The following is a 12262-nucleotide window of genomic DNA, read 5'->3' as shown; positions in this document are numbered from 1 at the left end:
GTGTGCGTCATCCCCGATCAACTGCGAAGCCAGCGCCACCATCAATCAATCCCCATAGGAGTTGGCGGCGGGTTTCAGCTGCAAGGTCACCTGTTCACGGTTCAGAGCACACAGCTGAGCATTGGCCGGATCGCACAGTACGCTGACCCAATTACCCGGTTTGAATCGCTTGTTCAGTTCGGGCTGCACCAGCACATCCACATGGGTTTTCTGACCATCCACGTCCAGGCCCAGGCGCACTAGCGGATAAGCAGATTTGAAGACTTCTGGCAGCAGCTCGTCCTGAGAGACGATCATTGCCTGTTGGGGGACGACTTCGGCACGATGCAGACGCTGATACAAGAGCTCTTCAGGACGAGCACGCCAATAGCGCGTAAAACCCCTATACCCAGCCACAAAACCACCCACTGCGATCAACATGGGCAAGATGACCAGATAAGGCAGCCAATCCCGCCACTCCAGAGCAATACCAATCGAAATCATGATGGCTCCCATCAAAGCGCTGAAAGCCATCCATATAATCTGTCCCAGCATCGTCGCGGACGTCCTTAAAAAAAGATGTGCAAGCCGGACTTGGCCAAACGCAGAGCCGAACTGCCGACGCGCACCGCCTGCTTGCCCAGATACACCGCACTGGTCTTGATCGCGGCGTAGGCTTTCTCGTCCTTGAAGGCCGAGTGGTCCATCTTCATGACGGCAGCCTGGAAATTGACCAGATAGCCCTGCGCCCGAATACCCCAGGCATCCAGCGAGGAAATCGTGCCGTTCAGGCGGAACCCCGTCACTTTTTCGGTATGCGGAATCCACCATTTTTCAATACCTGTGACATTCACCTTCCAGCTAGGCGTGGTGATGTTCACGCCCGCTGCGGCGGTAATGTCCACAGGACCGGAAATGCTTTTGGTCAGATTGCCAGTCAGGGTGTCAGTGATATTGCCGGTGGTGGTCAGATCCACATCACCTGTAATGGTTTCTTTGACATCGCCAGTCACGGTGTAATCCACCGCGCCGGTAATCGTGCGGGTGTAATCGCCGGTTTGGGTGGAGTTGCGAGTGCCGGTGATGGAATCCGTGACATCGCCCGTGACCGTATGAGTGACCTCGCCGGTGATGGTTCGGGTCAAATCGCCGGTCAAGGTGTCGGTGACATTGCCCGTCACGGTACGCGTCACATCACCGGTATGAGTTCGGGTCTGCTCGCCTTCTATGGTTTCAACCAGATCCCCGATGACCGTACGTACGACGCCGCTATTAAATGTCTCGGTTTCCAGATCCTGCACCGTTGTCGTGCGGGTTGCCATGACGCTCAAGGTATCGTGGCCTGTGACCACAGTAGTCCGGTTACCGTCGACGGTATGGGTTTCATCACCCTCGACTTCCGTATCCAGATTGCGCTCGGCATGTAGCCAGATACGCTCCTGCCCGGCTCTGTCCTCGAACATGAAGGCGTTGGCGTTGCTGGGATCACCGTCTTTGGAACGACTTAAAAAGCCGCTCTGTGTGGCATTGTCCGGCAGGTTCCAGGGCGGCATATTACTGGCGTTATACACGCGACCGACGGCAATGGGCCGGTCCGGGTCGCCCCCCAGAAAATCCACAATCACTTCGTCGCCCACTCGGGGCAGCTGAATGCCACCAAAGCCGCCACCTGCCCACGGGCTGGAGACTCGCAGCCAGCAGGAGCTGTTTTCATTCGCCTGCCCGTAGCGATCCCACAAAAACTGAACCTTGATGCGACCATATTGATCGGTCCACAATTGCTCGCCGCTCTTGCCCACCACCTTGGCGGTTTGCGGGCCGTAGGTACGCGGAATAGGTGTACGTCGCAACGGGCGATACGGCTGGCTGGACGGGATCACCAGAAAATCGATGAAGTAGTGGCTGGCCATGCCGCTCTCGCCGGTATGGCCTACATCCAGAAAGTCGTAATCGACCTGCGTCACCAGATAGTCGCGGTTGTCCTCGGGGCGCGGATGATTGCGTACGGACAGCAAATAACCCGGCGCGACACCACGCGCATTAGTCTGGGCTTGAGCCTGGCTACGTACTGCTTGCAAGGCTTCCAGCCGCAAGCGGGAGTAATGTTCACCATGTTGAGGCTCGGTGTAGCCACCCGCCCATTCGTAGACTTCCAGATCACCCAAGGCGTGTTCAGCCGGGTTGCTGCGCGTGGCGTCCAGGCTGGCTCCCGGCTTGCAATAGTCGTAGTCAGCGGTCGCGTAGCGGCCCGGAGTGACTTGCTCATACGGGTGCCAGGCATGGATATGCTCAACATCGGGATGCGCTACCCGATCGGGGGAAACAAAGGGCAGCTCAGAAAGCCAGAGCGCAGCCGCATGTTGACCGGCATCATCGGCCATCACCAGGGTATGGGCGCCATTACGATGCTCAAACCAGTAGTAAATCCCCTCGCGCTCCATCAAGCGGCTAACAAACTGAAAGTCGCTTTCCTGATACTGAACGCAATAGGTTTGACGCGGATAGTCCTGCGTCAGGCGCGACTCCCAGGCAAAGGGGTAGCGGCCCAGCACGTCCTGCAAAACCTCGGGCACGGTCTTTTCCTGAAAGATCCGGCTGTCCATGTTCTGGCTCAAGAACCAGAGCCAGGGGCGCAAGGTGGCCCGATACGTGTAGAAGCGGTCGCTGCGGCCGGTTTTACCCATCAGGCGAAATGCGCTGATGCGGCCATCCAGAAAGCGCGGCACCGCAAAAGGTGTTTTGATTTCCAGGCTCAGGGACTCGCCCAGCAAGCTGCGCAAATCCAGCAAGGGGGTATTGCAGACCACATCCACCTGCAATTCAAAAGGCTGTGACAAGGCTTCCCGACCTTGCAGAGCCTGAAACAGCAAGACCTCCGGCCCGAGCGGGCTATGCACTTGTACAAGGCGTTCTGTCAGCATGCTTACCCCATATGGATTTGGTCAGCGTCGACTTTGACCAGCTCGCGCGCAGTCATCAAGGTATGGCGGGCATGCAAACGCATTTGATGCTGGGCTTGCACATCCATACGGCCCCCACGCCAACGCTCCTCTTTTTCAGTCAGACGAAATACGTGATTGCACACTTGGGACAGGCGATCCGCCACGGTTTCCTGCACGCGCGACAAAATCCGCAGCGTGCCTGCGGTCAGGCTCATCTCCCGGCCAGACTGGCGCAAATGGCCACCTGCCTGCAAAGTCAGGTCCGCCTCGGACTGGATATGTACCCCACCCTGCGCCGCCTGCACATGCAAGCCCTGCTCGGCGATCAGATGCAAAGCCCCGCCCTCGGGTCGCTCCAGCACGGCGAACACATAGGCCTGCTCGCCATCGGCACCGCCTACCCAGACCTTGTCGCCCACTTGCGGCTGCACCAGGCAACTGACGGCCTGCGGCACAATCCAGCAGCGCTCGCCGCAGTCGACTTCAAACTGCCCCGACTCCAGACGAGCCTTGACCCGTCCCTGCCAGAACATGGGGGGAACGTGCAGGCTGGACACCATGCGCGAGGGCAATCCCATACATCCTCCGTGTGAGCTGTTCAACACAATGAAAAGGACTATGGCCCGAGCCCATGTCTACTCTATGACAACAACAAAACTTTACTTTTTTGACATTTAGCGGGTTTTAAGCAAATTTGCTTACACGTATTGTGCTATTGCCCACCGATGCGGGGGACGCCCCAATAAAAAGCCGCCCGAAGGCGGCTGTGTCCAGCAACGATAGAAACAGCAGCAGATCGGAAATTATGTCCGCTCGAAAATCCCGGCGGCTCCCATGCCTGTACCGATACACATGGTGAGCATGCCGTATTTCAGCTGACGACGCTGCAAGGCATGAACCACGGTGGCGGCACGCATGGCACCAGTCGCACCCAGAGGGTGACCCATGGCAATAGCGCCACCCAGCGGATTGACGCGCTCGGGGTCCAGACCCAAATCACGAATCACCGCCAGAGATTGAGCAGCAAAGGCTTCGTTCAGCTCGATCCAGTCCATCTGATCTTGCTTCAGGCCAGCCAAGGCCAGCGCATGAGGCACGGCCTCTTTAGGACCGATACCCATGATTGCTGGTGGCACACCACGGACCGAGAAAGTCACGAAACGGGCCAGCGGAGTCAGATTGTGTTCACGCAAGGCGCGTTCGGAAACAACCAGCAAGGCACCTGCCCCGTCCGACGTCTGCGAGCTGTTGCCAGCCGTGACCGAACCACGCGCTGCAAACACGGGACGCAGCTTGCCCAGCACTTCCAGGCTGGTATCAGGGCGTGGACCTTCGTCACGATCAACCACTTGAGTTTTGACGGAGATTTCCTGCGTGCTCAGGTTCGGTTGACGACGTGTCACCGTCACAGGCAAGACTTCGCCCGTGAACTCGCCCGATTCCCACGCCTTGACGGCTTTCTGGTGCGAGGCCAGGGCAAACGCGTCCTGATCTTCACGGGAGACTTTCCACTGACGCGCTACTTCTTCAGCGGTCAGACCCATGCCGTAAGCGATCCCGTAGTTCTCGTCCGAAGTGAAAATCTCGGGGCTGAACGTGGTATTCACGCCCATCACCGGCACCTGACTCATGGATTCCACACCCGAAGCCACGATAATGTCTGCCTGGCCCGTACGGATACGGTCGGCAGCAATCGCAATGGCGCTCAAACCCGAGGCGCAGAAGCGGTTGACGGTCATCCCGGCCACGGTATGCGGCAGGCCTGCCAGCAAGGCAGAAATACGCGCAACGTTAAAACCTTGCGGGCCTTCAGGCAGGGCGCAACCAGCCACCACTTCTTCAATGGCGGCAGGGTCCAGTTTGGGCACATCGGCCAGCATGCCGCGAATGGCTTCTGCCAAGAGCTCGTCAGGACGGTAGGACGAAAACACACCGCGAGGCGCTTTTCCAATGGGCGTACGCTTGGCAGCGACGATATAAGCTTGTTGTACAGTCATGTCTACTCCTTGATCCGCTCTAGTTACGCACTGGCTTGCCAGTGGTCAGCATCCCAGTAATACGTTCCTGGGTCTTGGGGGAATTGAGCAGCTCCAGGAAGGCCTGCCGCTCTTGCGCCATCATCCAGGCTTCATCCACCAGCGAGCCTGGATCCACATCGCCCCCGCAGATCACGGTTACGACCTTCTCGGCAATATGGAAGTCATATTCCGAGATGAAACCACCTTCTTTCATGTTCACCAGTTGAGCTTTCAACGTGGCAATGCCATCGCGACCGGCAACCGGGAAGCGACGTGGCAATGGAGCACGCCAACCGGCGCTGGCCAGAGCCTGTGCCTGACGAACGGCCACATAAACCAGTTCCTGACGGTTCATGACGATGGTGTCGGACTCTTTCAGGAAGCCAAGCTGACGCGCATCCAGAGCGGAGCGCGACACTTGTGCGCTGGCGATAGCCAGAGCAAAACGCTTCAGGTAGGCCAGCAACGGGGCATCAGGTGCACCCATGGCTTGCAGTTCAGCCGAGCGACGAGCCGAGTAAGCCAGACCACCTGCGCCTGGAACCAGACCCACACCCACTTCAACCAGACCAATGTAGGACTCGAAGTGAGCGACGCGGTGCGCGCAATGCACAGCCAGTTCGCAACCACCACCCAGAGCCAGACCGGCAACCGCAGCCACCACAGGCACCTGGGCGTAGCGGATACGCAGAACCATGTCCTGCATGGCGCGCTCTACCGGCTCAACACCGGCCACGCCTTCTTTCTCGAACACGGGCAAAATGGCTTTCAGGTCAGCGCCAGCGGAGAATGGATCACCATCCTGGGCCACCACCAGAGCCTGATACGAGGCTTCAGCCAGCTCAATCGCCTTGAACATGCCATTGACCACACCAGGGCTCAGCGTGTGCATCTTGGTCTTGAAGGACACGATCAGCACGTCTTGTGGGTGCGGTGCGGGCAGCGTCCAGCAGCGAACCGACCCATCTTCGAAAACCGTGGTGGTTTCCAGAGACTCGACCTCGCCCACCAGCAAAGGTGTGCCAATGTGGCGCAGGTAAACAGGCAGATCGCTACGGCCTTCAAAGCGGCTTTGCGACGGATTCCAGGAACCGGCAGCGGTATGCACGCCTTGCGCTTCCCACACAGGACCACGAGTCGCCCAGTCTGGCAGCGCCTGGCTGCTCAGTGTCTTGCCGTCTTGAATGTCCTGGTTGATCCATTCGGCCACCTGACGCCATCCGGCAGCCTGCCAGATCTCGAACGGGCCTTGCTTGTGACCAAAGCCCCATTTCAAGGCCAGATCCAGCTGACGGGCGTTGTCGGCAATGTCTTGCAGATGAATGGCACTGTAGTGGAAGGTATCGCGCAGTACGGCCCACACGAATTGAGCCTGAGGCTTGTCGGACTCGCGCAGCTGGCGCAGGCGCTCAGCCGGGTCACGTACAGCCAGAATGGCGGCGACATCAGGATCGATTTTCTGGTCAGCAGCCACGTAATCGCGCTGTTGAGCATCGAAACGCTGGATTTCACGGCCCTTCTTGCGGAAGAAACCGGCACCGGTCTTTTGACCCAAAGCACCTGCATCAATCAGGCCCTGCACTTCTGGTGGCAGGCCAAAGTGTGCTTTGAAGCTATCATCGGGCAGCTGATCCTGCATGGTGCGGATCACGTGTGCCAGAGTGTCCAGGCCAACCACGTCAGCGGTACGGTAAGTACCCGATTTGGCTCGACCCAGACGTGTACCCGTCAATTCATCAACCTGCTCGTAAGTCAGGGAGAAACGACGAGCCTGCTCGAACACGGACAGAATGCCAAAAACACCAATGCGGTTACCGATGAAATTGGGGGTATCTTTGGCGCGAACCACGCCCTTGCCCAGTTGCGATACCAGGAAGGTTTCCAGAACATCCAGCAGCTCTGGCTGGGTGTATTTCGTGGGGATCAGCTCCACCAGGCTCATGTAGCGTGGCGGATTGAAAAAGTGCACGCCGCAAAAACGTGGGCGCAGCGCTTCCGGCAAAACATCTGCCAGGGAAGTGATGGACAGGCCGGACGTGTTGCTGGCGATGATGGCATTAGGGTTCAGTGCTGGCGCGATCTTGCGGTACAGATCCTGTTTCCAGTCCAGACGCTCGGCAATGGCTTCGATCACCAGATCGCAATCGGCCAGACGGTCCAGATTGTCGTCGTAGTTGGCGGGCTCGATCAGGTCGGCCAGGTCTGGCGTACCCAAAGGAGCGGGATTCATTTTGCGCAGATTGGCAATGGCACGCAGGGCGATGCCATTTTTGGGCCCCTCGCGGGCGGGCAGATCAAACAGAACTACTGGTATGCCTGCATTCACACAATGGGCGGCAATTTGCGCGCCCATGACGCCGGCACCGCACACGGCGACCCGACGCAAGGTACGGGCACTGCCCGTCACTGCACTGGCTGAACTAGATGTCATAGGTTTGTCTCCAGGAAACTGAAACCCCACGCAGCATAAGGTCCCAAACGGACGCTCTACGATGCGAGGCAATCGAATAATCGTACACGCACAACCGCTTTTACGACCATAAAGTCTTTTTTATTTTCAATCAAAGATGGGTATAGATCAAATCCATCTTCATGAAACTGTCCATGTTTGGATCCGGATCGGGCTGATCAGCCGCTCCAGCAAGCCACCATAAATTCAAACGATCGTTTCAATCTCTTTTATTTCAACAGATTGAACCCATAAAAAGCTCATTACACCCTTCATTAGCCGCCGGAAGCACCCGTCCCCTCAAGCGGGCATCACACATGGTTTCAAGTTATTTTTTTAATTCTTTTCTTATTTATTTCAATTCATTTTTTATTTAATTTCTGCTCCCACTTTAATTAATTTTTATCTTTAAATATTTCAAACAAATAAGCAGCGCTTGAGGGTAGAAAAAAATTTGAACGACCGCTGCCCGACAGCCGTTTTCTTGCCAATAAAGGCCACGCCGCACCCCCAGCAAGAAGGATCAGGCCGCCACCCGAGCGCACAAGAGGGAAAAAACGGCTTAATTTGTATGCCAGAATGTTCAAACTTCCACTTTTGACGAGCCCTATCCGCCTTCATTGCTCTATGACCCGGTCTCAAGAAGCTGCCCCTTTATCCTTAAGCGCTCTATTTCTGATCTTTGCCCGCATTGGCCTGACCAGCTTTGGTGGGGGCTTGAGTGGCTGGTTAATGCGTGAGTTTGTTGTTCAGCGGCGCCTGATGAGCCAGGCGGATTTTCTTAGCGGTCTGGCGCTGTCCCAAGCACTGCCCGGCATCAATGTGGTGAACCTCTCTATATGGATTGGTTATCGTCTGCTGGCCGGGCCTGGGGCGTTAGTTGCCACGCTGGGCATGGTGCTTCCCCCGCTACTGCTGGCCATTTTGATGCTGATTGGTCTGGAACAACTGACGGGCTCTACCCTGGTGCCTCAAGTCATGGCCGGAATTGCCGCCGCCGCTATTGGCCTGTCTCTTGAAATGGGCGTACGCTCGGCGCGCAGCGCCGCCACCGGAATCGTGCCCATTGCCCTCATGTTGGCCGTTTTTGTCGGCATTTTCGTCATGGAATGGAGCCTGATCCCCGTTATTCTGATCTGTGCACCGCTGTCCGTCTGGTATGCCTGGCTGCAACTTGGAGACAAAGCGGTGGAGCAATCATGATCACGGTTTTGCTCCAGCTCATGCGCGTCTTTGCGCCCCTGTCTTTTCTGACCATAGGGGGCGGGCAAAGCATCATCCCGGAGATTCACCGGCAATCGGTAGAAATCCATGGCTGGCTCAGCAATCAGGAATTTCTGGATCTGTTCGCCCTGTCGCGCCTGACACCCGGCCCGAAATCCTTGCTTGTCACCCTGGTGGGCTGGAAGGCGGCTGGCTGGGCCGGTGCCCTGGCCGCATCCGTCGCCATTTTCCTGCCCTCTGCCCTGCTGATCTATTACCTGGCAACAATCTGGAAGCGCTATGAGGGCACACGCATCATCCACGCCATTGAAATTGGTCTGCTGCCCATTGCCGCCGGCATGATCCTGGCTGCCAGCGGCACAATTCTGAAAGCGGCCCAGGGCGGACTGTGGGCCTGGGGCACGGCTCTGGCCTGTACGGCCATTTTGCTGCTAAGTCGCATCAACCCTTTATGGTTGCTGGCAGGCGGCGGATTGCTGTTCGCCTTGATACAACCCGCTATCTAAAACAAATTCGACACAAAAAAGGGCGACTTCACCACCAAAGCCGGTTTGAAGTAAGTGGCTGTATCAAGAGCCACAAAATGGCTCATAAAAGCGCCACGATCCCGCCCCCATCGCGCGCAAGACATTGAGACGCCAGAGCTGCAAGCGGTACAATGGCAGGTCCTTTTATCCCCTTTTGCCCGCGACATGGTTGTAAATACTGACCGAGCCGTACTAAATCTGGACTCCGCCTCGCTGGGCTACGGTGCCTTTACCGTGCTCGCGGACGTGTCCATGACCGTTCAGAAAGGTCAGGTCGTCGCCATGATGGGGGGGTCAGGTTCCGGAAAAACAACACTTCTGCGTGCTGCGACCGGACAAATTCGTGCTCAGAAAGGGACTGTTACGGTTTTTGGCCAGGACCTGGCCAAGCTGGACGGCGAGGCTCTGCGCCAGACGCGTCAACGCATGGGTGTGCTGTTTCAGCAGGGTGCCCTGTTTACTGACCTGAACGTGTTTGAAAACGTGGCGTTTCCCCTGCGGGAGCTGACAAACGACTCCGAAGCCGCCATTCAGGACCGTGTACTGGACAAGCTGGACGCCGTTGGCCTGCGCGCGGCTGCCCATTTGGGCATCAATGAAATTTCCGGCGGTATGGCCCGCCGAGTTGCCCTGGCCCGTGCCATTGTGCTGGAGCCCGAGCTGATTCTGTACGACGAACCCTTTGCCGGCCTGGACCCTATTTCCATGGGCATTACCGCGCAGCTGATTCGCGACCTGACCGACCGCCTGAACTGCGCTTCAGTATTGATTACGCACGATGTGGCCGAATCCTTTGCGATTGCCGACCAGGTTTATATTGTTGGCCAGGGACGTTTGCTGACCCAGGGCACGCCCACCGAGCTGCGCGCTTCCAAGGATCCTTACGTGCAGCAGTTCCTGCGTGGTGAACCCGACGGCCCTATCGCCTTTAACTATCCCGTCACCCCGGCTTTTGAAGCCTGGCTCCAGAATCGGACGACGCGCTCATGAATTTCATCACCGCCCCGATTAGCGCGCTAGGCGCTGCGATACGCAATAGCATCTACGGCCTGGGTGCCTTCAGCCGCCTGTTCGTGGCCTTGCTGGCCCGGTCTTCCCTGCTGTGGCGTCGCCCCCGCCTGGTTTCCCAGCAAATCCACTTTATTGGCAACTATTCGCTGCTGATCATTGCCGTTTCCGGGCTGTTCGTGGGTTTTGTGCTGGGCTTGCAAGGTTATTACACACTGAACCGCTATGGTTCCGAAGAGGCCTTGGGCCTGCTGGTCGCCCTGTCTCTGGTACGTGAACTGGGGCCGGTCGTCACCGCCCTGCTGTTTGCAGGCCGAGCCGGGACATCATTAACCGCCGAAATCGGCTTGATGAAAGCCGGTGAACAGATTGCCGCCATGGAAGTCATGGCGGTGGACCCCTTGCGCCGCCTGCTGGTACCGCGCTTTTGGGGTGGCATTATTGCCATGCCCATTCTGGCCGCCGTGTTCTCCATGGTCGGCATTCTGGGCGGCTATGTCGTCGGCGTGCAGATGATCGGCATTGATGCGGGCGCCTTCTGGTCGCAAATGCAAAACGGTGTCGATGTGATTGATGACGTACTCAACGGAGTGATCAAAAGCCTGGTGTTTGGCCTGATCGTGACCTTGATTGCGCTGTATATGGGCTGGCATGCCAAGGCCACGCCCGAAGGCGTTTCTCGCGCGACCACACGCACGGTCGTCAGCGGCGCTTTGGCGGTATTGGGCACGGACTTCCTGCTCACCGCCCTTATGTTCAGTTAACTATTTAGGAATTGCTCAGCTATGAATCGCGAGAAAACCGATTTCTGGGTTGGCCTGTTTGTTTTGCTGGGGCTGGTCGCACTGGCATTCCTGGCCCTGCGTGCGGGTAACCTCAGTTCTTTTTCCTTTGCCAAGACCTACCAGGTATCGGCCAAGTTCGATAATCTGGGTGGCCTGAAACCACGCGCTCCCATCAAGGCCAGCGGTGTGGTCGTTGGCCGGGTTGGCTCCATTGGTTTTGACAACCAGGACTTCAAAGCCGTGGTCACCCTGGATATGGACGAGCACTACAAGTTTCCTGTCGACACCTCGGCCTCCATCCTGACGTCAGGCCTGCTGGGCGAACAGTACATTGGCCTGACTGCGGGTGGCGACGACAAGGACCTGCAAGGTGGCAGCACCATTACCTATACTCAAAGCGCGGTTGTGCTGGAAGAACTGATCAGCAAGTTCCTCTACAACACGGCCTCCAAGGACGGCGGCTCCAAATCGGAGTAAGCAAACCCGCCCGTTCATGCTCATTACAGACGACACAACCATGAATACAACAACTCGCCGCTCTTACTCCCTGCCTCGTGGAGTCCGTTTGAGCCTGATCGGTGCCAGTGCTGCGCTTGTGGCCGGTTGCGCCAGTGTGCCCAACCCCAACCCCCAGGACCCCTGGGAAGGCATGAACCGTGGCATCTACGCCTTTAACGAAACCGTGGACGGCGCGCTGATCAAACCGATTGCAGAAGGCTACAACGCCCTGACGCCGCAGCCTGCACGCACATGTATTAGTAACATTTTCAACAACCTGGGCGATGCCTGGTCGGCCGTCAACAGCTTCCTGCAAGGCGAGCACGTTGACTTCTTCAACACCCTGGGTCGCGTCCTGTTCAACTCGACCATGGGCCTGGGCGGTTGTATTGACGTTGCCACCATGAACGGCTCCAAGCGCATCCCCAACGACTTTGGTGTGACGCTGGGCGTATGGGGCGTCAAGTCTGGCCCTTACGTGGTTCTGCCCTTCTTTGGCCCCAGTACCGTTCGCGACGGTGTGGCACGTGGCACCAGCTTCCTGGAAGGCTTCTCCTCCACGGGTCCGATCATGGCGATCAAGGATGTACCGGTACGCAACAGCATCCTGGGTTTGTGGGCCTTGGATGCCCGTGCTGGCGTGCTGGATGCAGAAAAACTTGTTAACGACATCGCCCTTGACCGCTACAGCTTCATACGCGACGCTTACCTGCAACGACGCCATGCGATGGTGCAAGCCCGCCGCACCGGTGGCGACACCAGCCAGGACCTGCCTGACTACTCGGACGCAGACGAATAAAAACGCGCTGCCCGCAGAACATTCTTCTGGAGT

Annotated in this window: 11 protein-coding genes; 6 read left to right on the top strand and 5 right to left on the bottom strand. The window is 57.5% G+C overall.

Annotated features, from left to right (window positions below):
- Positions 1 to 45: 45 nt before the first annotated feature.
- The 5 genes from D0C27_RS05215 to D0C27_RS05195 all read right to left on the bottom strand — a co-directional run bounded on the left by D0C27_RS05215 (position 46) and on the right by D0C27_RS05195 (position 7292).
- Positions 46 to 513, bottom strand: coding sequence for a hypothetical protein (locus D0C27_RS05215; protein ID WP_238441721.1), 468 nt, complete (start codon positions 511 to 513; stop codon positions 46 to 48).
- A gap of 35 nt (positions 514 to 548) precedes the next feature.
- Entirely contained in the window at positions 549 to 2900 is a 2352-nt protein-coding gene (locus D0C27_RS05210) for a type VI secretion system Vgr family protein (RefSeq protein WP_088451862.1), read from the bottom strand.
- A gap of 2 nt (positions 2901 to 2902) precedes the next feature.
- Positions 2903 to 3499, bottom strand: a complete 597-nt coding sequence (locus D0C27_RS05205; RefSeq protein WP_060185450.1) for a DUF3540 domain-containing protein — start codon at positions 3497 to 3499, stop codon at positions 2903 to 2905.
- 225 nt (positions 3500 to 3724) lie between these two features.
- Positions 3725 to 4918 (bottom strand): acetyl-CoA C-acyltransferase, encoded by a 1194-nt coding sequence (locus D0C27_RS05200; RefSeq protein WP_009455514.1) that lies wholly within the window; start codon positions 4916 to 4918, stop codon positions 3725 to 3727.
- Positions 4919 to 4937: 19 nt separating this feature from the next.
- Positions 4938 to 7292 (bottom strand): 3-hydroxyacyl-CoA dehydrogenase/enoyl-CoA hydratase family protein, encoded by a 2355-nt coding sequence (locus D0C27_RS05195; protein ID WP_240688346.1) that lies wholly within the window; start codon positions 7290 to 7292, stop codon positions 4938 to 4940.
- 723 nt (positions 7293 to 8015) lie between these two features.
- Here D0C27_RS05195 and D0C27_RS05190 point away from each other — a divergent pair.
- The 6 genes from D0C27_RS05190 to D0C27_RS05165 all read left to right on the top strand — a co-directional run bounded on the left by D0C27_RS05190 (position 8016) and on the right by D0C27_RS05165 (position 12229).
- The gene (locus D0C27_RS05190) at positions 8016 to 8591 is read left to right on the top strand and encodes a chromate transporter (protein ID WP_060185452.1); all 576 of its coding nucleotides are present in this window, start codon (positions 8016 to 8018) and stop codon (positions 8589 to 8591) included.
- Entirely contained in the window at positions 8588 to 9118 is a 531-nt protein-coding gene (locus D0C27_RS05185) for a chromate transporter (RefSeq protein ID WP_137430546.1), read from the top strand. Before D0C27_RS05190 ends, D0C27_RS05185 begins: the two co-directional genes overlap by 4 nt.
- 186 nt (positions 9119 to 9304) lie before the next feature.
- Positions 9305 to 10129: an ABC transporter ATP-binding protein gene (locus tag D0C27_RS05180; protein WP_009455504.1), complete on the top strand. Its 825-nt coding sequence runs from the start codon at positions 9305 to 9307 to the stop codon at positions 10127 to 10129.
- A complete protein-coding gene (gene mlaE / locus D0C27_RS05175) occupies positions 10126 to 10911 on the top strand; it encodes a lipid asymmetry maintenance ABC transporter permease subunit MlaE (RefSeq protein WP_009455496.1) in 786 nt (261 codons plus the stop codon). The genes D0C27_RS05180 and mlaE overlap by 4 nt, the downstream gene beginning before the upstream one ends.
- A 21-nt stretch (positions 10912 to 10932) precedes the next feature.
- The gene (gene mlaD, locus D0C27_RS05170; RefSeq protein WP_009455494.1) at positions 10933 to 11409 is read left to right on the top strand and encodes an outer membrane lipid asymmetry maintenance protein MlaD; all 477 of its coding nucleotides are present in this window, start codon (positions 10933 to 10935) and stop codon (positions 11407 to 11409) included.
- 40 nt (positions 11410 to 11449) lie between these two features.
- Positions 11450 to 12229 carry an MlaA family lipoprotein gene (locus D0C27_RS05165; RefSeq protein ID WP_051359147.1) on the top strand — a complete coding sequence of 260 codons (780 nt, stop codon included), beginning with the start codon at positions 11450 to 11452 and terminating at the stop codon, positions 12227 to 12229.
- Positions 12230 to 12262: the final 33 nt, after the last annotated feature.

The sequence above is a fragment of the Alcaligenes faecalis genome (assembly GCF_005311025.1).
In the GTDB taxonomy this organism is placed as follows: domain Bacteria; phylum Pseudomonadota; class Gammaproteobacteria; order Burkholderiales; family Burkholderiaceae_B; genus Alcaligenes; species Alcaligenes phenolicus.
The sequence above is the reverse complement of the archived record's forward strand: the minus strand, read 5'-3'. Positions and strand labels throughout refer to the sequence as shown.

Excerpts from the sequence above, each read along its gene's own strand:
- D0C27_RS05215 (WP_238441721.1), bottom strand. The coding sequence starts at position 513 with ATGGCTTTCAGCGCTTTGATGGGAGCCATCATGATTTCGATTGGTATT.
- D0C27_RS05210 (WP_088451862.1), bottom strand. The coding sequence starts at position 2,900 with ATGCTGACAGAACGCCTTGTACAAGTGCATAGCCCGCTCGGGCCGGAG.
- D0C27_RS05205 (WP_060185450.1), bottom strand. The coding sequence starts at position 3,499 with ATGGGATTGCCCTCGCGCATGGTGTCCAGCCTGCACGTTCCCCCCATG.
- D0C27_RS05200 (WP_009455514.1), bottom strand. The coding sequence starts at position 4,918 with ATGACTGTACAACAAGCTTATATCGTCGCTGCCAAGCGTACGCCCATT.
- D0C27_RS05195 (WP_240688346.1), bottom strand. The coding sequence starts at position 7,292 with ATGGGCGCGCAAATTGCCGCCCATTGTGTGAATGCAGGCATACCAGTA.
- D0C27_RS05190 (WP_060185452.1), top strand. The coding sequence starts at position 8,016 with ATGACCCGGTCTCAAGAAGCTGCCCCTTTATCCTTAAGCGCTCTATTT.
- D0C27_RS05185 (WP_137430546.1), top strand. The coding sequence starts at position 8,588 with ATGATCACGGTTTTGCTCCAGCTCATGCGCGTCTTTGCGCCCCTGTCT.
- D0C27_RS05180 (WP_009455504.1), top strand. The coding sequence starts at position 9,305 with ATGGTTGTAAATACTGACCGAGCCGTACTAAATCTGGACTCCGCCTCG.
- mlaE (WP_009455496.1), top strand. The coding sequence starts at position 10,126 with ATGAATTTCATCACCGCCCCGATTAGCGCGCTAGGCGCTGCGATACGC.
- mlaD (WP_009455494.1), top strand. The coding sequence starts at position 10,933 with ATGAATCGCGAGAAAACCGATTTCTGGGTTGGCCTGTTTGTTTTGCTG.
- D0C27_RS05165 (WP_051359147.1), top strand. The coding sequence starts at position 11,450 with ATGAATACAACAACTCGCCGCTCTTACTCCCTGCCTCGTGGAGTCCGT.